Genomic DNA, 17,205 nt, shown 5'->3' with positions numbered 1-17,205 from the left:
CCACCCCCGCCAGGGCGGCGAGTCCCCCGTCTTCCGCGCCGATCCGGGCTGCGACGATGGCGAGATCACCGGGAACGGCGTGACGTACCGCCTCGTCGAGAGCGGCGGGCACGGGCCGGTGCCCGCTTCCTCGCGTCGGTCACTCCGCCGGCCAGGGCACCTGCGGTGAGCGGTGGTACGTGATGCCGAGGGCGTCCAGGCGGGGGGCCTGTTCCGCGAGGCGGACCTTGTAGGTGTCCCAGTCGTGGCTCGCCGCCGGTGACCAGCCGAGTTCGGCGATGCCGGGGAGGCGGGGGAAGGCCATGACGTCGAGGTCGCCGGTCGAGGCGAGGGTCTCGGTCCAGAGGGGGGCCTCGACGCCGCGGACGGCGCTCTCCGGGGCGCCGGGGAGGTAGGTGGCCGGGTTCCAGTCGTACGAGCGCTGGACCTCGACGTAGCCCGCCCAGGCCAGGCCCAGCGGGGTCTCCTTCGTGTACTTCATGTCGAGGTACGTGCGGTCGGCGGGCGACAGGATCAGGCCGGTGCCGTTGCGGGCGGCTGCCGCGACGCGCTCCTTCTCCTCCGCCGGCGTGCGGTCGAGGCCCCAGTACTGGACGAGTGCGCCCTTCGCGGGGGTCGCGCCGGTCAGCTGGTGCCAGCCGACGACGGTCTTGCCGTACTTGGCGACGATCGGCTGCACCTTGTCCATGAAGGCCACGTAGTCGGCGTGGCTCGTGGAGTGGGCCTCGTCGCCGCCGATGTGGAGGTAGCGGCCCGGGGTGAGCGCGGCGATCTCGCGGATCACGTCGTCCACGAAGTCGTACGTGACGGGCTTGGGCACGCACAGGGAGCTGAAGCCGACCTTGGTGCCGGTGTAGAGGGGCGGGGCGACGCCGTCGCAGGTCAGGTCGGCGTAGGAGGCGAGGGCCGCGTTGGTGTGGCCCGGCATGTCGATCTCGGGGATCACCTCCTGGTAGCGGGAGGCGGCGTACTCGACGATCTCCCGGTACTGGGCCTTGGTGTAGAAGCCGCCGGAGCCGCCGCCGACCTCGGTGGAGCCGCCGTGGGTGGTGAGCCGGGGCCAGGAGTCGACGGCGATGCGCCAGCCCTGGTCGTCGGAGAGGTGGAGGTGGAGGGTGTTGACCTTGTAGAGGGCGAGCTGGTCGATGTACCGCTTCACCTCGTCGACGGTGAAGAAGTGGCGGGCGACGTCGAGCATGGCGCCCCGGTAGGCGTAGCGCGGGGTGTCGGTGACGGTGCCGCCGGCGATCTTCCAGGGGCCCGGCTGGACGCTCTTGCGCTCGACGGCGGAGGGGAGCTGCTGGCGGAGGGTCTGGACGCCGCGGAAGAGGCCGGCGGGTTCGCGGGCGGTGAGGGTGAGGCCGTCGGGGGTGGAGACGAGCCGATAGCCCTCGTCGCCGAGGGCGGTCTCCTCGGGGTCGAGGCGGAGGCGGATGCCGCGGCCGGCGGCGCGGTCGTCGACGACGGGCAGCGGGAAGCCGGTGGCGGGGCGGAGGAGGCCGGCGAGGTAGCGGCCGAGGTCCCGGGACTCGCGGGAGGTCTCGTCGATGCCGATGCGGGTGGCGGGGGTGAGGGTGTAGGGCTCGCCCTCGGGGGTGACGGAGGCGGGCACGGGCACGATGCGGCCGAGCGGGCGGACCTCGGGTTCGGCGGCGGCTCTGCCGGGCGCCTTGCCGTCGGCGCCGGCGGTGGCGGCGGCCTCTCCGCAGCCGACTCCGGCGGTGGCGAACAGGAGCAGGGATCCGATCAGGCGCGGAATCGTTCGACGCTGGCTCACAGGCTGGCTCCCCTTCAGGTGATCGATTCGGGTGATCGACACGTCCGTCGTTCTGTATATCCCCTCGGTCGCCATGCGTACCGCTCCGCTCACCCGGGGTCAAGGTCTGGACCAAGGGGCCGGGAGGGCGGGCGAACCATGGCCCGCTTGCCCGAATTCGGGCAGGATTCTTGCGGAAGGCCGGGGGGACCCCTCAGTATTCACGGGTGCTCGAACGCCGCCCGTCGCACGACGACCTCATCGACCACCTGGTCCGCAGCACCGCGCTCCAGCGCGGTGAGGCCGCCCGGGTGGTGCTCGACGTGCTGGCGTACTTCGACGAGACGACCGAGGAGTTCGTCCGCCGCCGCCACCGCGAGCTGCAGTCCGGCGGCGCGGTGAACGCCGAGATCTTCGAACGGATCGCGGCGGAGCTGCCGCACCGGGCGGTGGCGCCACCGGAGCTCTCGCTCCGGCAGCTGCGCCGCATCGTCTACGGCTGAGCGGCGCACGCCCGGGAACGTCCGCGTGCGTTCGAGTACATCCACCAACCTGGAGGGGTTTCACCTTTATGTGCGGAATCGTCGGTTACATCGGTAAGCGCGACGTCGCCCCGCTGCTGCTCGAGGGCCTCGCGCGCCTCGAGTACCGGGGTTACGACTCGGCCGGCATGGTCGTCACCAGCCCGAAGGCCGGCGGCCTGAAGATGGTGAAGGCCAAGGGCCGCGTCCGCGACCTGGAGGCCAAGGTCCCCAAGCGCTTCACCGGCACCACCGGCATCGCCCACACCCGCTGGGCCACCCACGGCGCGCCGAGCGACATCAACTCGCACCCGCACCTGGACCCCGAGAACAAGGTCGCGGTCGTCCACAACGGCATCGTCGACAACGCCCAGGAGCTCCGCGCCAAGCTGGAGGCCGACGGCGTCGTCTTCGCCTCCGAGACGGACACCGAGGTCATCACCCACCTCATCGCGCGCTCCGAGGCCGAGACCCTCGAGGAGAAGGTCCGCGACGCGCTCAAGGTCATCGAGGGCACCTACGGCATCGCCGTGATGCACGCCGACTTCAACGACCGCATCGTGGTGGCCCGCAACGGCTCCCCGGTCATCCTCGGCATCGGCGAGAAGGAGATGCTCGTCGCCTCCGACGTCGCCGCCCTGATCGCCCACACCCGCCAGGTCGTCACCCTCGACGACGGCGAGATGGCCACCCTCAAGGCCGACGACTTCCGCACCTACACCACCTCGGGCGCCTCCACCACGGCCACCCCCGAGACGGTCGAGTGGGAGGCCGCCTCCTACGACATGGGCGGCCACGACACGTTCATGCACAAGGAGATCTGCGAGCAGCCCGACGCGGTCGACCGCGTGCTGCGCGGCCGCATCGACGACCGCTTCTCCACCGTGCACCTGGGCGGCCTGAACCTGGACCCGCGCGAGGCCCGCACCATCCGCCGCATCAAGATCCTCGGCTGCGGCACCTCGTACCACGCCGGCCTCATCGGCGCCGGGCTCATCGAGTCCATGGCCCGCATCCCCGCCGACGCCGAGCCGGCCTCGGAGTTCCGCTACCGCAACCCGGTCGTGGACCCCGACACCCTCTACATCGCCGTCTCCCAGTCCGGTGAGACCTACGACGTGCTCGCCGCCGTCCAGGAGCTCAAGCGGAAGGGCGCCCGCGTCCTCGGCGTCGTCAACGTCGTCGGCTCCGCCATCGCCCGCGAGGCCGACGGCGGCGTGTACGTCCACGCCGGCCCCGAGGTCTGCGTCGTCTCCACCAAGTGCTTCACCAACACGGTCACCGCCTTCGCGCTGCTCGCCCTGCACCTGGGCCGCATCCGCGACCTGTCCGTCACCGACGGCAAGCGGATCATCGAGGGCCTGCGCAAGCTGCCCGCGCAGATCGAGGAGATCCTCAAGACCGAGGAGCAGATCAAGGAGATCGCCGAGCAGTACGCCGGCGCCCAGTCGATGATGTTCATCGGCCGTGTGCGCGGCTACCCGGTCGCCCTGGAGGCCTCCCTCAAGCTGAAGGAGATCTCCTACATCCACGCCGAGGCGTACCCGGCCTCCGAGCTGAAGCACGGCCCGCTCGCCCTCATCGAGCCGGCCCTGCCGACCGTCGCGATCGTCCCCGACGACGACCTGCTGGAGAAGAACCGCGCCGCCCTGGAGGAGATCAAGGCCCGCAGCGGCCGCATCCTCGCGGTCGCGCACCAGCCGCAGGCGAAGGCCGACCACACCATCGTCGTCCCGAAGAACGAGGACGAGCTGGACCCGATCCTCATGGGCATCCCGCTCCAGCTCCTCGCCTACCACACGGCGCTCGCCATGGGCCGTGACATCGACAAGCCGCGCAACCTGGCGAAGTCCGTCACCGTCGAGTAGGCACCCCCAGCCGTCGCGGCCGAGGCGCGGCGCCGGGCCTGTCCCCCGGACGCCGCGCCCCTCCGGGCCTGTCCCCCGGAGCCTCGGCCGGACACCACAGCGGTCCCCGTGCACACACCTCCCGTGCACGGGGACCGCTGTACTTGCGGTGGTTCCGGCTCAGCCCGCGGCCGGGGCGCCCGACGCGCGGCGCAGGGCCGTCGGCCAGCCGGCGACCGCGGCCGTGGCGCCGTACCAGGCGACCAGACCCGCGACGGCGGCGACCCAGCCGCCCGCCTTGCCGAGCCCGGCGTTGTCGGCGAGGGCGCCGATGCCGAGCAGCAACAGCGCGACGAACAGCAGCCCGTACACGCCCTGTCCGAAGAGTCCGCTGCCCGAGGCCGCCATGGTCAGCGTGAGCGCGAGGAGCGCCCACAGGAGCAGGAAGAGGCCCATGGCGTCGGCCGAGGCGTGCCCGCCGGCTCCGCTGCCCCAGGTGAACCAGAAGGCACCGAGCGCCGCGTACGCCGTGCCTTCGCCCTTGTCGCCCGCGCGCAGCGCGAGCAGTCCGACGAGGAAGAGCGTCACGCCGCCGACCCAGGTGGCGAGACCCGCGGCATCCGCTGCCGCGACGTTGTCGATGACACCGGTTCCGCCCAGGCCGAAGGCCAGCAGGGTCAGTCCGAGTGCCAGGTGGCCGAGCGTGGAGGTGGTGTTTCCCGCGGCGACTTCGTTGTTCACGGCGGGCTCCCTTCAGGTGTGCAGTTGTCCTGCGTGAGCTGCTGTGTTCCGGTGACCTTTATGTACCCTTCACAAGCGCACAATTCACCTGAGGAAGGCCGAATTTATGGCCGGATAACGGCAGTTGAGGGAGTGACCTGACGGGCCGTACGGGACGGGACGGGTCCGCGGGCGCGCGTTCCCGGGACGACGGGAGGGGTCCGCGGGTGCGTCACGGGTCCGCGGAAGCGGTCCGCGGGCGCGTTACGGGATGACGATGACCGGCCGCTGGGCGCGGCGCGCGAGGCGGCCTGCCACCGAGCCGAAGATCCGGCCGACGATCCCGTGCGTCGAGCCGACCACGATCGCGTCGGCCGAGTACTCCCGGCCGACCTCCTCCAGCTCGTGGCAGATGTCCCCGCCGCGCTCGACCAGGATCCACGGCACCTCGGAGAGGTGCTCGGCGCAGGCCAGCTCCAGGCCGAGGACCTCGGTGCGGTGGTCCGGCACGTCGACGAAGACCGGGGGCTCGCAGCCGGCCCACACCGTGGTGGGCAGCCGGTTGGCCACGTGCACGATGATCAGGCCCGATCCGGAGCGGCGGGCCATGCCGATGGCGTACGCGAGGGCGCGCTCACTGGACGTGGAACCGTCGAAGCCGACGACGACCCCGTGCCGGAAGGCCGGGTCGCAGGCATGACGTGGCTGTTCTACCGCGAGGGGGTCGACCGTGGAGTCGGCGACGCGCTTGCGGTCCGCGGGTTCGGGGAATTCGTGACCGGCCATCGGTGTCTCGGCGAAGAAGGTCCTCGTGGGAAGGGACGGGGAAAAGGGGCGACGAACGACGGGTGACGGCGGAGCTGTGTCCGGGAATCATCTTCCCAAGCCCATACCCCCAAGGGTACGGCGACACTCCTCTCCTGCCCAGAGCCCGCCGTGCCACACCTGGCGTGCCCGCCGCTCGCGCGCGGCGTTCCAGGGAGCATGCCCGAGGGGTTCGGGATCTGGCAATGCCGGATGTGCCCTACAGGCGACCGTACGGGGGCCAAACGGACGTCGCCGAGAGTGACCGGAACGTTCCGCTCCTCGTTGCCACAGGTCCAGCCCCACGCCGCCCCGAACCGGCGCCCCGGCGCCACCGCACCCCCGCCCCACCGCCGCAGGGAGACCGCCCGTGCCCGCACCATCGACCACCGCCGGCCAGACCTCCGCCACCTCCTCCCCCTCCCCCGGTCCCTCCGCCGGACCCTGCGCGCCCCGCGGGCGACGTCGGGCGCCCGGCCCGTCCGCGGCCGCGGAGCCGGGGGCGGACGGGCGGACGGAGACGGTGGTGGACATCGCCGTGGGTACGGGCGGCGGGGCGGAGCCGACGGGGGACGTCGTCCGCTGGGCGGTCTTCTGCTGCGCACTGGTCCCCGTGGTGCTCGTCCTCTACGGCACCTCGCTCGGCGGGGCCGCCGGGACCGCGCTCGGCCTGGTCGCGGTGACGGCGGCCTGCCGGCTGCTGCTGCGCCGCTCGGAGCGCGGACTGCGGGCCGAGACGGTCCGCCCGAGGCGCCGGAACTAGCCCCCGGGGGGGCTCGAATCCGACCCCGCCCCCCTTCGAGTTGACAGGTTCGCACACCCGACCCCATATGTTTTCAGCCAACTTCCAGCCATCGGCGAGTCCTTGGCGAAACGGTTGACCAACCCCGGCTCCCGAGGCCGGGAAAGCCTTGTCCCGGGGGCCCACACCCCCCGCGTACGGGGACGTTCGGGGTACCGCCCGGCCCTCGCGGGGCGGTCGGAGGCGCAACGCGGCGATCGATCGCTTCACGCCAAGTTGCCTTGTCGACAATCCACCGGATGGAGAACTTGTCACGCCGGCGCCACGGGACACAGTAGATTCGATCATGGGTACCGAAGACTGGGGTCTCGTGCAAAACCGAGGGGAAACGTGCAGGAGCGACACGACCAGGGAGACGCGAACACCGAGGGGGGCTTAGCGTCATGAGCCAGGACTCCACCGCACCGGAGGTCGCACGGAAGCTGTCCGGGCGCCGCCGTCGCGAAGTCGTCGCGGTGCTGCTGTTCAGCGGCGGCCCCATCTTCGAGAGCTCCATCCCGCTCTCCGTGTTCGGCATCGACCGGCAGGACGCCGGAGTGCCCCGTTACCGGCTGCTCGTCTGCGCCGGTGAGGAGGGCCCGCTGCGGACCACGGGCGGGCTCGAACTCACCGCGCCGTACGGCCTGGAGGCGATCAGCCGCGCCGGCACCGTCGTGGTGCCCGCCTGGCGGTCGATCACCTCGCCGCCGCCGCCGGAGGCGCTCGAAGCGCTGCGCCGCGCGCACGAGGAGGGGGCCAGGATCGTCGGGCTGTGCACCGGGGCGTTCGTCCTGGCCGCCGCCGGACTCCTCGACGGCCGCCCGGCGACCACGCACTGGATGTACGCGCCGACGCTCGCCAAACGCTACCCGTCGGTCCACGTGGACCCGCGGGAGCTCTTCGTCGACGACGGGGACGTGCTGACCTCCGCCGGCACCGCGGCCGGAATCGATCTGTGTCTGCACATCGTGCGGACCGACCACGGCACCGAGGCCGCGGGCGCGCTCGCGCGCCGGCTGGTCGTCCCGCCGCGGCGCAGCGGCGGTCAGGAGCGCTACCTCGACAGGTCTTTACCTGAGGAGATCGGCGCCGACCCGCTGGCCGAGGTCGTCGCCTGGGCGCTGGAGCACCTCCACGAGCAGTTCGACGTGGAGACGCTCGCCGCGCGCGCGTACATGTCACGGCGGACCTTCGACCGCCGGTTCCGCTCGCTGACCGGTTCGGCCCCGCTCCAGTGGCTGATCACCCAGCGGGTGCTGCAGGCGCAGCGGCTGCTCGAGACCTCCGACTACTCGGTCGACGAGGTCGCGGGCCGGTGCGGCTTCCGCTCCCCGGTGGCGCTGCGCGGCCACTTCCGGCGCCAGCTCGGCTCCTCGCCGGCCGCCTACCGGGCGGCGTACCGCGCCCGGCGGCCGCAGGGCGAGGCCGGTACGGCCGTGCTCGAGCCGGCGGTGCCGGCGCAGGGCTCGGCGGGGCTCCGCAGGCCGCTGGAGCCGGGCAAGCCGCAGTCGGACGTGTACGCCTCCGGGCGCCCGGCCCTGCCGGGGCAGCGCAGCGCGCCGTAACGAGACCGCCGCCGCCACAAGCGGTGCGACGCAGGACCGACGGGCCCTCGGGGACACCTCCCCCGGGGGCCCGTCGGCCTGTCCGGGACAGGCACGAGGGCCCGCGGGGCCGGTCCCGTCGGCGGGAAGGGCCAGGACCTGCCTTTCGGGCCCCGCGAGCCCGGCCCGATCCGGAAGGCAGGCCCTAAGGTAGGACGCATGAACGATCGCATGGTGTGGATCGACTGCGAGATGACCGGGCTCTCGCTGACGGACGACGCACTCATCGAGGTGGCCGCGCTGGTCACCGACTCGGAACTGAACGTGCTCGGCGAAGGCGTGGACATCGTGATCCGCCCGCCGGACGCGGCCCTGGAGACCATGCCGGCCATCGTGCGCGAGATGCACACGAAGTCCGGGCTCCTCGACGCGCTCGCCGAGGGCACCACGCTCGCCGACGCGGAGGCCCAGGTCCTCGCGTACATCCGCGAGCACATCAAGGAGCCGGGCAAGGCGCCGCTGTGCGGGAACTCGGTCTCCACGGACCGCGGCTTCCTCGCGCGCGACATGCCCGCCCTGGAGAACCACCTGCACTACCGGATCGTCGATGTCTCCTCGGTCAAGGAGCTGGCCCGCCGCTGGTACCCGAGGGCGTACTTCAACAGTCCGGAGAAGAACGGCAACCACCGGGCGCTCGCCGACATCCGCGAGTCGATCGCCGAGCTGCGCTACTACCGCGAGGCGATCTTCGTCCCGCAGCCCGGCCCCGACTCCGACACCGCGAAGAAGATCGCGGCGCGTCACGTCGTCCCCGCCGAATAACGGCTCGATCAGCCGCTCGACGAGGCCCGCTCGCGCCCGCAGAAGAATGCGTGCGCGAGCACCCCTCGAAACCCTGTAGACTTCTTCTCGGCCGGTCGGGGAAACCTTCGGGAAAACCGCCGGTCGTGGTGGGTATAGCTCAGCTGGTAGAGCACCTGGTTGTGGTCCAGGATGTCGCGGGTTCGAGTCCCGTTACTCACCCTGATGTCGGAAGCCCCGGTTCGAAAGAACCGGGGCTTCCGTCGTTCCCGGGCCCGGCGAAGTCCGGGCCGGGGCCACATGTGTGATGCGGCCCACACATGGGTGCGCGCCCCGGCCGGAGGTGGGGTGGTGCCGGCCGGGGCGCGCGGTGTGGGGGGCGCGGTGGCTTACCTGGTCACTTGTAAGCGCCGAAGGCCCTCGTGAAGGCCAGCGGCTGCTGGAGGATCGAGGAGCAGGTCGGGTCGGCGTAGGTCACGGCGCCGGACGCGCACTGCTTGTCACGGGTCGCGGACCACATCGAGAGCCGTCCGAGGCCCTTGGACTTCGCGAAGTCGACGAGCTGGGTCGCGTCCTCGACCTTGAAGACCTCGGAGGCGACGTCGTTCACGCCGATCATCGGGGTGACCGCCACGGCCTTCCAGGCGGCCGCGTCGGAGAGGCCGAGGACGCCCTTGATCTGGGCCTGGGTCGCGGTCGCGGCCTGGACGGCGTACGTGCCCATGTCGGCGCTGTACGCCGGCCCGTAGTCCATCGCCATGATGTTGACGGCGTCGACGCGGACCCCGTTCCGCTTGGCGTCGGCGAGCAGGTCCACGCCCGGCTGGGTGAGGCCCTCGGGCATCACCGGCAGGGTGAAGGAGACGTCCAGGCCCGGGTGGGACTTCTGGAGCTGGGCGATCGCCTGGGAGCGGCGGGTGTTGGCGGCGGTGTCCGGCAGGGCCGCGCCCTCGATGTCGAAGTCGACCTTGGTCAGCTTGTACTGGTCGACGACCTTGCCGTACGCGGCGGCGAGCGCCGAGGAGGTCGAGCAGTTCAGGGCCAGCTCGTGGCCGGCGGCGCCGCCGAAGGAGACGCGGACGTCACCGCCCTTGGCGCGCAGGGCGCCGATCTGGGCCGCGACCTTGTCGTTCGCGAGGTCGGTGACGCCGCCCCACAGCGGGGCGCAGGCGCCGCCGGAGGTGATGAAGGCGAGGTTGAACTCCTTCACGCCGGTGGCGTCGGCGGTCGCGAGCAGGTCGTACGCGGGGTAGAGCGAGGTGTCGACGTACGGGGCGAACCCGGCGCCCGTGGCCGGGGCCCCGGTGGCGGTCGCCGTCGGGGTGGGTGCCGGGGTGGTCGGCTTCGGGCTCGTGGTGGCCGTGGCGGTCGGCGTGGGCTTCACCGTCGCGGTGGCCGTCGGCTTGGGGGAGGCCGTCGCGGTGGGCTGCTCGGTGGGGCGGCCGCTCGGCGTGGGGGTGGCGCCTCCGGCGGAGCAGGCGGCCTTGTTGATGAGGCAGTCGACGGGGTCGCCGGCCTGGCCCGCGGCGGAGGTGACGAAGCCGACGGTGACGGACTGGCCGGGTGCCAGCTGCCTGTTCCAGCTCGCGGGCTTCACGGTGACGTGGCTGCCGGAGACGGTGTGCTCGCCGTTCCAGAGGGAGCCGATGGTGGTGCCGGCCGGGAGGTCGAACTCCAGGGTCCAGTCGGACTGGGTCGCGGTCGTCTCGTTGGTGACGACGTACTGGCCGGTGTAGCCGCCGGTCCAGGAGCTGGTCCGGGTGTAGGCGGCGCCGACGGCGGCGGCCTGGGCGGTGCCGGTGAGCGCGAAGGCCGCGCCGCCGACGACTGCCGCCGCGACGATCGCCCCGACGACCTTGGTCCGGGTGCTCGTCCTGCGCCGGTGCGAACTGGTGCCCATGGCGTGCCTGCCTCTACGTGCCGGGGGTGGGGTGCGGCAGCACGCTAGCGACCGGGAAACGGACAAACGGGCCCAGTCGGGCCGGGGTTGGGATTCTTAGGCTCCGCTTAAGGGAGGCATCGGAACCAGGAAAGGTTGGGCATGCCGGACCCGGCGCGTCACGCCTTGCGACGGCGGCCGCGGCGGCCTCCGCCCCCGCCCGTACCGGCTCCGCGGCCGTCGAGGCTGATCCAGATCCGTACCTCCGTGCCGCCGAGGACCGAGTGGCCGATGCGGACGTCGCCGCCCGTCGACTCGGCCATGCGGCGCACGATGTCGAGGCCGAGGCCGGTGGAGCCGTCGCGTCCGCTGCCCGCGCCCCGCGCGAGCGCGGCGGCGGGGTCGGCGATGCCGGGGCCCGCGTCGGAGACGAGGACGATGACGGCGTCGTCTCCGTTGTGGACGTCGATGGAGAAGGCGGTGGCCTCGGGGGTGTGGCGGAAGACGTTGCCGAGGAGGGCGTCGAGGGCGGCGACGAGTTCGGGGCGGGCGACGGGGATGCGGACCGGGCGCTCGACGCCGGCGACCCGCACCCGGCGGCCCTCGTCCTCGGCGAGCGCCGACCAGAACTCCATCCGCTCGCGGACCACTTCGGCCGCGTCGCAGCCGGCGCCGGGCCCGGTCGCCTGGGTCTGCGGCTTCGCGTCGCGGGCCGTGCGGATGATGATGTCGACCTCCCGCTCCAGCTGTTCGACGGCCGCGCGGGTCTGCTCGGCGGCGGGCGAGGAGCCGAGCGAGGCCGCGTTGAGCCGGAGCACGGTGAGCGGGGTGCGGAGCCGGTGGGAGAGGTCGGCGGCCAGTTCGCGTTCGTTGGCGAGGAGCTGCACGACCTGGTCGGCCATCGAGTTGAAGGCGACGGCGGCCGACTTGAGCTCGGGCGGCCCCTCCTCGGGGACGCGCGCGCCGAGCTTTCCCTCGCCGAGGTCGTGGGCGGCGCCCGCGAGCCGCTGCGCGGGCTGGACCATGCGGATGCCGAGGCGGTCGGCGACGGCGACGGAGCCGACGATCAGGGCGATGCCGACGCCGGCGAGGACGAGCCAGGCGGTGGCGACGCCGTTGCTGACCTCGCCCTCGGGGACGAACAGTTCGACGACGGCGACCTGTCCGCTGCTGAGCGCGGTGGGCTGGAGCAGCGCGAAGCCGCCGGGGACCTCGGCGATGGAGGCGCGGCCGAGGCTGCGGGTGGTGGCGAGCTCCTGGGGGTCGGCGCGGCGGGTGCCGATCTCCAGGGCGGTGCCGCCGGGTTCGGCGGCGGGCACGTGGATCGCGAGGCGTCCCGCGGCCCCGTCCTCGGTGGTGGCGACGGCCTTGTCGAGTTCGTCGCGGTCGGTGGTGATGGCGAGGACGGGGGCGAGTCCCGCGGCCCGCCGTTCGGCGTTGGAGAAGGCCCGGTCGCGGGCCATCTCCTTGACGACGAGCCCGAGGGGGACGGCGAAGGCGACGACGACCATGGCGGTGACGGCCAGGGACACCTTGACGAGCGCCCATCTCACGGCTGCGGCTCCCGGGGCGGCTCCAGCTTCACGCCCACCCCGCGCAGGGTGTGCAGATAGCGGGGCCGGGCGGCCGTCTCGCCCAGCTTCCGTCGCAGCCATGACAGATGTACGTCGATGGTCTGGTCGTCCCCGTACGACTGCTGCCAGACCTCGGCGAGCAGCTCCTTGCGCGGGACGACGACGCCGGGCCGCCCGGCGAGGAAGGCGAGCAGGTCGAACTCGCGCCGGGTCAGGTCCAACGGCGTCCCGTCGAGCTCCGCCTGACGGCGCAGCGGGTCGACGGTGAGCCCGCCGACCCTCAGGGCCCTGGACGGCGGCTGCTCGCCGCCGGCGGGCCGGGAGCGGCGCAGGACGGCGGCCATCCTGGCCGTGAGGTGGTCGACGGAGAAGGGCTTCACGAGGTAGTCGTCGGCCCCGGCGTGGAGGAGCCGTACGATCTCGGCCTCGTCGTCCCGGGCGGTCGCGATGATCACCGGGACGTCGGTGATCCCGCGCAGCATCTTGAGCGCCTCGGACCCGTCGAGATCGGGCAGACCGAGGTCCAGGATCACGACGTCGAAGCGGAAATGGGCGACCTCGCGCAGCGCCTCCAGAGCCGTGCCGACGCTCCGTACGGTGTGGGAGGCCTCGGTCAGCTGCCGAATGAGGGCGGAGCGCACGAACTGGTCGTCCTCGACCACGAGCACACTTGCCATGGGCCGCACCGTACGCCATTCGGGTGAGGCCGGGAGCAAGGTCCACCCTCCGGTACGGACCTTCCCCGGGTGGTGCACTATGTCCCGGTGCGAAGAGGACTCGTTCACGCCCTGGCCTGGTCGCTCGCCACCGGCGCGGCGGTCACCCTGTCCTGGTGGGGAGTGCACACGGTGCTGTCCGGCACGGTGTACGACCCGCCGCTGGCCCTGCCCCTCCCGGCCGGCACCGCCATCGGGACGGCCGTCGCCGGAGGCGACCCGCAGACCTCCGCCACCCGGCCGCCCGAGAGCACCGGGCCCTCCGCGCCCGCCACCCCGAAGTCCACGCCGAGCGAGGCCCGTACGCTCCCCGCCTCGCCGTCCGCGACCCCTTCGCGCCGCCCGTCCCCCACGACGCGGACTCCCTCCACGTCACCCGGGGACTCGTCCTCGTCCGTCTCGTCCGTGAAGACCTACCCCGTGGACGGCGGCCGGGTCACCTTCGACCTCGGGGAGACCTCGGCCGAACTCGTGTCGGCGACGCCCGCGGCCGGCTGGCAGATGCAGGTGTGGAAGCAGCCGACGTGGATCCGGGTCACCTTCACCGAGGACGGCCGCGAGCTGTCGGTCTTCTGCGTCTGGCACGACACCGCGCCCCGCGTGGAGATCGACGACCGTCGGACGTAGCGGCCGGTCACCGGAAGACGGACGGCGGCGGTACGGGGGACGGCTTGGCGTTCGCGTCGGTGACCGGCACCGCTCCCCCGGCGAAGTCGGCGAGGGCCCGGCCGTGCTCCACGCGCCCCGGATGCGGATCGGTGGCCACCCGGCGGGTCAGCTCGGCGACCGGCAGCTCGCGGTCCGAGGCGAGCAGCACCGCGTTCCCGAAGCGGCGGCCGCGCAGGACCGTCGGGTCGGCGGTGAGCGCCAGTTCGGGGAAGACGGCGGCGGCGGTGGCGATCTGGCCGCGCAGATGGGTCAGCGGCGGGCCGTCGGCGAGGTTCGCCGCGTAGAAGCCGTCGGGCCGCAGCACCCGCCGTACCTCGGTGAGGAATTCGGTGCTGGTCAGGTGGGCCGGGGTGCGGGCGCCGCTGAACACGTCGGCGATGACGAGGTCGGCCCAGCCGTCCTGGACCTTGGCGAGCCCGGCACGGGCGTCGGTGGAACGGACCCGGATGCGGGCCCCGGCGTCGAGGGGCAGTTCCCGGCGGACGAGCTGGACCAGCCGCCCGTCGAGCTCCACGATCTGCTGCGTGGAGCGGGGCCGGGTCGCGGCGACGTACCGGGCGAGGGTGAAGGCGCCGCCGCCGAGGTGGACGACCTGGAGCGGCCGGTTCGGCGGGGCGGCGAGGTCGGCGATGTGGCCGAGGCGCCTCTGGTACTCGAAGGTGAGGGCGGCCGGGTCGTCGAGGTCGACGTGCGACTGCGGGGCGCCGTCGATGAGCAGCGTCCAGCCGCGCGGGCGTTCCCGGTCGGGTATGAGCTCGGCGAGACCGCCGTCGACGGTCTCGACGACGGGGGCGGCGGCCGCCGCCCGGTCACGCTGTTTGTTCCTGGCCACGGACCCATTATCCGGGCAAGCCGGGACAGGAGCTCAGTGGCAGCCGTCGGCCGCCTCGATGAGCCGGGCCGCTTCGCCGAGCGCCTCGCGCAGGACGACGGGGTCGGTGACGGGGTCGGTGTCGCCCGGGGGCAGCAGCCAGCCGGCCGGGCGGGGCGCGTCGCCCGCCGGTTCGGGGAGCTCCGGCAGCTCGGGGAGGCGGAGGCCGCGCCCCGAGGTCCGCGTACAGGCGCTGCCCGGCATGTCCCAGGCGGCGGCGGTGCCGGGCGGCACCAGGAAGCCGAGGGTGTCGCAGGTGCCGTCGTGGACGACGGGCCCGACGGCGGGGGCGGCGGCACGGCGCAGGATGTCCACGGCCTCCAGACCCTGACGGGCCGGGACGGTCACCAGGTCCCAGGGCCCGGCGGCGTCCGGGACGACGGGCGCCTGGTGCGCGGCCTCGGGGGCGGGCATGTGCCGCGCGGCCTCAGGGGCAGGTGCGTGCCGCGTGGCCGACTGCGAACCGATCTCCGACATGAGGACCCCTCCTCGCTCCAGAGGAGACACGTTCCGTCTCTCCCTTACGGTTCAACGCCCGTGCGCGTCAACGGCTACGGCGGGATGCCGCCGCAAAGGATGGCAGTTCATGGCAGATCGCAGGCGAGATATCCGATTTGTAGCCAAACTCAGCGTACGCATCCGGTCACAGCAGGTACGTTCTTGCCGCCGGACACCCGGCAGCACCAGGAGAGGGCTCGGCCATGGCGATGTCACGGGCAGTTCCCAATCTCGCCTTCCGCCGGCTCCGCGGACAGCACTCGCCGGCGGAGTTCGCCGCGGCGGTCCGCCGGGCGGCCCGGGAGATCGGCGAACGGGTCGCGTGCGACGCCCGCTACATCGGGCGCGTGGAGGCGGGCGAGATCCGCTGCCCCAACTACGCGTACGAGCGGGTCTTCCTGCACATGTTCCCCGGTCTGGGCCTCTCCGACCTGGGGTTCTCCGCGCGGGAGACGGTGCGCGGCCGGCGGCAGGCCGTCCCGGCCGGGGCAGCGCCTCCCGCCGCCATCACCACCCGGAACGATGAGGAGAGCGACGTGCTGCGTCGCGCATTCATGACGAGCGGCTCCGCCACCCTGGCCGCCGCCTCGCTGGGACTGGGCGGCCCCGCCGTCGCGATCCCCTCCCCCCGCGGCAGCCACCGGATCGGCGAGACCGAGGTGCGGGCCGTCGAGGACGCCGTGCGGCGGATCCGGCTGCTCGACGACCGGCACGGCGCCGACGGGTTGTACAAGGTGGCCGCCCAGCCGCTCCGTACCGCGTACGCGCTCCTCGACGCCGGCACGATGAGCCGCCGCTCCACCGAGGACCGGCTGCACGCGGGCGCGGGCGAGCTCTCCCTCTCCGTCGGCTGGCTGGCCCACGACTCGGGCCGGCACGAGGACGCACGCTCGCACTACGCGGAGGCGCTGGCCACCGCGCGCGTGGCGGGGAACGCGGCCCTGGAGGCGCACGCCTTCTGCAACACCTCGTTCCTGGCCCGGGACGCCGGCCGCTTCCGCGAGGCGGTACGGGCGGCGCAGGCGGGCCTGCGGGCCGCGCAGCCGCTGGACTCGGCCCGGCTGCTCTCGCTGCTCTCGCTGCGGGAGGCCGGCGCGTGGGCCGGGCTCGGCGACCGCTCCGCCTGCGAGCAGGCCCTCGGCCGCGCGCACGCCTGGTTCGACCGGGGCCCGTCCGAGGGCGACCCCGAGTGGATGTCGTTCTTCGGCGAGCCGGAACGGGAGGCCCTGGAGGCCGGGTGCTGGTCGGCGCTCGGCGAGTGGGGCCGGGCGGCACGCCACGCCCACCGGGCGGTGGTCCTGCAGAACCCGCACTTCGCCCGGAACCTCGCGCTCTACCGGGCGCACCTCGCCAAGGACCTGGCACACGCGGGCCGCCCGGACGAGGCGGCGGCGGAGGCGAGGCGCGTCGCGGACTCCCTCGACGGCATCGCCTCGGCCCGTATCCGCGACCTCCTCGCGGAGACCAGCCGGGTCCTCGCCGGCACGTACTGAGCACCGGCACGTACGGAGCACCGGCACGTGCCGGGACCTCGGGGCGGGCCTACTGCTCCAGGTGCCCCGTGTCGTTCCAGCGCTCCAGCGCCGGGGCACCGTACGCCCAGCCGAGGACCGACAGGCTCGTCGGGTCGAGGCGGATGCGGGAGGCGAAGGAGACGTCCTCGCCGAGCCAGCGCGCGCCGATCGAGCGCAGGATGTGGCCGTGGGCGAAGACCAGGACGTCGCGGTCGGCGGAGCGGGCCCACTCCACGATCTCGTCGGCACGGTCCGACAGCTGCGCGAGCGTCTCGCCCTCGGGGACGCCGTCGCGCCAGATGAACCAGCCCGGCTGGATCTTCTGGATCTCGGGCGGGGTGAGGCCCTCGTACGCCCCGTAGTCCCACTCCATCAGCGCGTCCCAGGGCTCGGCCCTGTCCCCGAAGCCGGCGAGCTCGCAGGTCTCGCGCGCCCGGACGAGGGGGCTGGTGCGCACCTCGACGTCGGGCAGCCCCTGCCAGGGGCCCCGGTGCAGCCGCTCGCCGAGCAGTTTCGCACCGCGCCGCCCCTCTTCGAGCAGGGGTATGTCGGTCCTGCCGGTGTGCCGGCCGAGAAGTGACCACTCGGTCTGGCCGTGCCGGGCGAGCAGGATGCGCGGTGCCATGGGAAGGACGCTCCAGGGGTTCACGGTGTGCGGACGTGCCTCTCCCATCATCGCCGATCGTCCCGGGCGTGAATTCGCGGTGGCC

General features: G+C 73.1%; 16 protein-coding genes and 1 tRNA gene. 8 read left to right on the top strand and 9 right to left on the bottom strand.

All coding sequences use genetic code 11. The features are described 5' to 3' along the window. Positions 1-139: 139 nt before the first annotated feature. Positions 140-1,777, bottom strand: a complete 1,638-nt coding sequence (locus ACFYX3_RS27430; protein WP_389018478.1) for a beta-N-acetylhexosaminidase — start codon at positions 1,775-1,777, stop codon at positions 140-142. 206 nt (positions 1,778-1,983) lie between these two features. Here ACFYX3_RS27430 and ACFYX3_RS27425 point away from each other — a divergent pair, with 206 nt between their 5' ends. Both ACFYX3_RS27425 and glmS read left to right on the top strand, forming a co-directional pair. After that, entirely contained in the window at positions 1,984-2,259 is a 276-nt protein-coding gene (locus ACFYX3_RS27425; RefSeq protein WP_030210307.1) for a hypothetical protein, read from the top strand. A gap of 68 nt (positions 2,260-2,327) precedes the next feature. Further along, positions 2,328-4,145, top strand: coding sequence for a glutamine--fructose-6-phosphate transaminase (isomerizing) (glmS, locus tag ACFYX3_RS27420; protein WP_389018474.1), 1,818 nt, complete (start codon positions 2,328-2,330; stop codon positions 4,143-4,145). A gap of 159 nt (positions 4,146-4,304) precedes the next feature. On the opposite strand, the gene ACFYX3_RS27415 is transcribed toward glmS, so the two are convergent. Together ACFYX3_RS27415 and ACFYX3_RS27410 are read right to left on the bottom strand one after the other, a co-directional pair. Next, positions 4,305-4,865 carry a GPR1/FUN34/YaaH family transporter gene (locus ACFYX3_RS27415; RefSeq protein WP_116160842.1) on the bottom strand — a complete coding sequence of 187 codons (561 nt, stop codon included), beginning with the start codon at positions 4,863-4,865 and terminating at the stop codon, positions 4,305-4,307. Positions 4,866-5,108: 243 nt separating this feature from the next. Further along, positions 5,109-5,630, bottom strand: a complete 522-nt coding sequence (locus tag ACFYX3_RS27410) for a universal stress protein (protein ID WP_015033782.1) — start codon at positions 5,628-5,630, stop codon at positions 5,109-5,111. A 388-nt stretch (positions 5,631-6,018) separates the two neighbouring features. Between ACFYX3_RS27410 and ACFYX3_RS27405 the strand changes: the two genes are divergently transcribed. The 4 genes from ACFYX3_RS27405 to ACFYX3_RS27390 all read left to right on the top strand — a co-directional run bounded on the left by ACFYX3_RS27405 (position 6,019) and on the right by ACFYX3_RS27390 (position 8,996). Next, positions 6,019-6,411: a hypothetical protein gene (locus ACFYX3_RS27405; protein ID WP_389018469.1), complete on the top strand. Its 393-nt coding sequence runs from the start codon at positions 6,019-6,021 to the stop codon at positions 6,409-6,411. A gap of 422 nt (positions 6,412-6,833) precedes the next feature. After that, complete coding sequence (locus tag ACFYX3_RS27400) at positions 6,834-7,994, top strand: helix-turn-helix domain-containing protein (protein WP_116160841.1); 1,161 nt, start codon at positions 6,834-6,836, stop codon at positions 7,992-7,994. A 198-nt stretch (positions 7,995-8,192) separates the two neighbouring features. Then, complete coding sequence (gene orn / locus ACFYX3_RS27395) at positions 8,193-8,795, top strand: oligoribonuclease (RefSeq protein ID WP_116160840.1); 603 nt, start codon at positions 8,193-8,195, stop codon at positions 8,793-8,795. Positions 8,796-8,923: 128 nt separating this feature from the next. Then, positions 8,924-8,996: transfer RNA gene (locus ACFYX3_RS27390), tRNA-His, on the top strand. A gap of 175 nt (positions 8,997-9,171) precedes the next feature. Here ACFYX3_RS27390 and ACFYX3_RS27385 read toward each other — a convergent pair. From ACFYX3_RS27385 to ACFYX3_RS27375, 3 genes are all read right to left on the bottom strand, one after another. Continuing rightward, positions 9,172-10,674 carry a cellulose binding domain-containing protein gene (locus tag ACFYX3_RS27385; protein WP_389018464.1) on the bottom strand — a complete coding sequence of 501 codons (1,503 nt, stop codon included), beginning with the start codon at positions 10,672-10,674 and terminating at the stop codon, positions 9,172-9,174. A gap of 158 nt (positions 10,675-10,832) precedes the next feature. Further along, on the bottom strand, positions 10,833-12,206 hold the full coding sequence (locus tag ACFYX3_RS27380; protein WP_389018461.1) for an ATP-binding protein: 1,374 nt from the start codon (positions 12,204-12,206) through the stop codon (positions 10,833-10,835). After that, entirely contained in the window at positions 12,203-12,904 is a 702-nt protein-coding gene (locus tag ACFYX3_RS27375; RefSeq protein WP_376584423.1) for a response regulator transcription factor, read from the bottom strand. Before ACFYX3_RS27375 ends, ACFYX3_RS27380 begins: the two co-directional genes overlap by 4 nt. Positions 12,905-12,991: 87 nt before the next feature. Here ACFYX3_RS27375 and ACFYX3_RS27370 point away from each other — a divergent pair, with 87 nt between their 5' ends. After that, the gene (locus ACFYX3_RS27370; protein ID WP_389018457.1) at positions 12,992-13,570 is read left to right on the top strand and encodes a hypothetical protein; all 579 of its coding nucleotides are present in this window, start codon (positions 12,992-12,994) and stop codon (positions 13,568-13,570) included. 7 nt (positions 13,571-13,577) lie between these two features. On the opposite strand, the gene ACFYX3_RS27365 is transcribed toward ACFYX3_RS27370, so the two are convergent. Next, on the bottom strand, positions 13,578-14,444 hold the full coding sequence (locus tag ACFYX3_RS27365; RefSeq protein WP_382658738.1) for a spermidine synthase: 867 nt from the start codon (positions 14,442-14,444) through the stop codon (positions 13,578-13,580). 33 nt (positions 14,445-14,477) lie between these two features. Beyond that, entirely contained in the window at positions 14,478-14,960 is a 483-nt protein-coding gene (locus ACFYX3_RS27360; protein WP_389018453.1) for a hypothetical protein, read from the bottom strand. A gap of 224 nt (positions 14,961-15,184) precedes the next feature. On the opposite strand from ACFYX3_RS27360, the gene ACFYX3_RS27355 reads away from it, so the two are divergent. Then, positions 15,185-16,474 (top strand): tetratricopeptide repeat protein, encoded by a 1,290-nt coding sequence (locus ACFYX3_RS27355; protein ID WP_389018450.1) that lies wholly within the window; start codon positions 15,185-15,187, stop codon positions 16,472-16,474. Positions 16,475-16,523: 49 nt separating this feature from the next. On the opposite strand, the gene ACFYX3_RS27350 is transcribed toward ACFYX3_RS27355, so the two are convergent. Beyond that, the gene (locus tag ACFYX3_RS27350; protein ID WP_376584432.1) at positions 16,524-17,120 is read right to left on the bottom strand and encodes a histidine phosphatase family protein; all 597 of its coding nucleotides are present in this window, start codon (positions 17,118-17,120) and stop codon (positions 16,524-16,526) included. Positions 17,121-17,205 lie beyond the last annotated feature (85 nt).

It is taken from the genome of Streptomyces sp. NPDC002463 (assembly GCF_042889835.1).
In the GTDB taxonomy this organism is placed as follows: domain Bacteria; phylum Actinomycetota; class Actinomycetes; order Streptomycetales; family Streptomycetaceae; genus Streptomyces; species Streptomyces nymphaeiformis.
The sequence above is the reverse complement of the archived record's forward strand: the minus strand, read 5'-3'. Positions and strand labels throughout refer to the sequence as shown.

What these genes read in the sequence shown, in the direction of transcription:
- ACFYX3_RS27400 (WP_116160841.1), top strand. Translation starts at nt 6,834, where the DNA reads ATGAGCCAGGACTCCACCGCACCGGAGGTCGCACGGAAGCTGTCCGGG.
- ACFYX3_RS27350 (WP_376584432.1), bottom strand. Translation starts at nt 17,120, where the DNA reads ATGGCACCGCGCATCCTGCTCGCCCGGCACGGCCAGACCGAGTGGTCA.
- glmS (WP_389018474.1), top strand. Translation starts at nt 2,328, where the DNA reads ATGTGCGGAATCGTCGGTTACATCGGTAAGCGCGACGTCGCCCCGCTG.
- ACFYX3_RS27355 (WP_389018450.1), top strand. Translation starts at nt 15,185, where the DNA reads ATGGCGATGTCACGGGCAGTTCCCAATCTCGCCTTCCGCCGGCTCCGC.
- orn (WP_116160840.1), top strand. Translation starts at nt 8,193, where the DNA reads ATGAACGATCGCATGGTGTGGATCGACTGCGAGATGACCGGGCTCTCG.
- ACFYX3_RS27410 (WP_015033782.1), bottom strand. Translation starts at nt 5,630, where the DNA reads ATGGCCGGTCACGAATTCCCCGAACCCGCGGACCGCAAGCGCGTCGCC.
- ACFYX3_RS27385 (WP_389018464.1), bottom strand. Translation starts at nt 10,674, where the DNA reads ATGGGCACCAGTTCGCACCGGCGCAGGACGAGCACCCGGACCAAGGTC.
- ACFYX3_RS27360 (WP_389018453.1), bottom strand. Translation starts at nt 14,960, where the DNA reads ATGTCGGAGATCGGTTCGCAGTCGGCCACGCGGCACGCACCTGCCCCT.
- ACFYX3_RS27375 (WP_376584423.1), bottom strand. Translation starts at nt 12,904, where the DNA reads ATGGCAAGTGTGCTCGTGGTCGAGGACGACCAGTTCGTGCGCTCCGCC.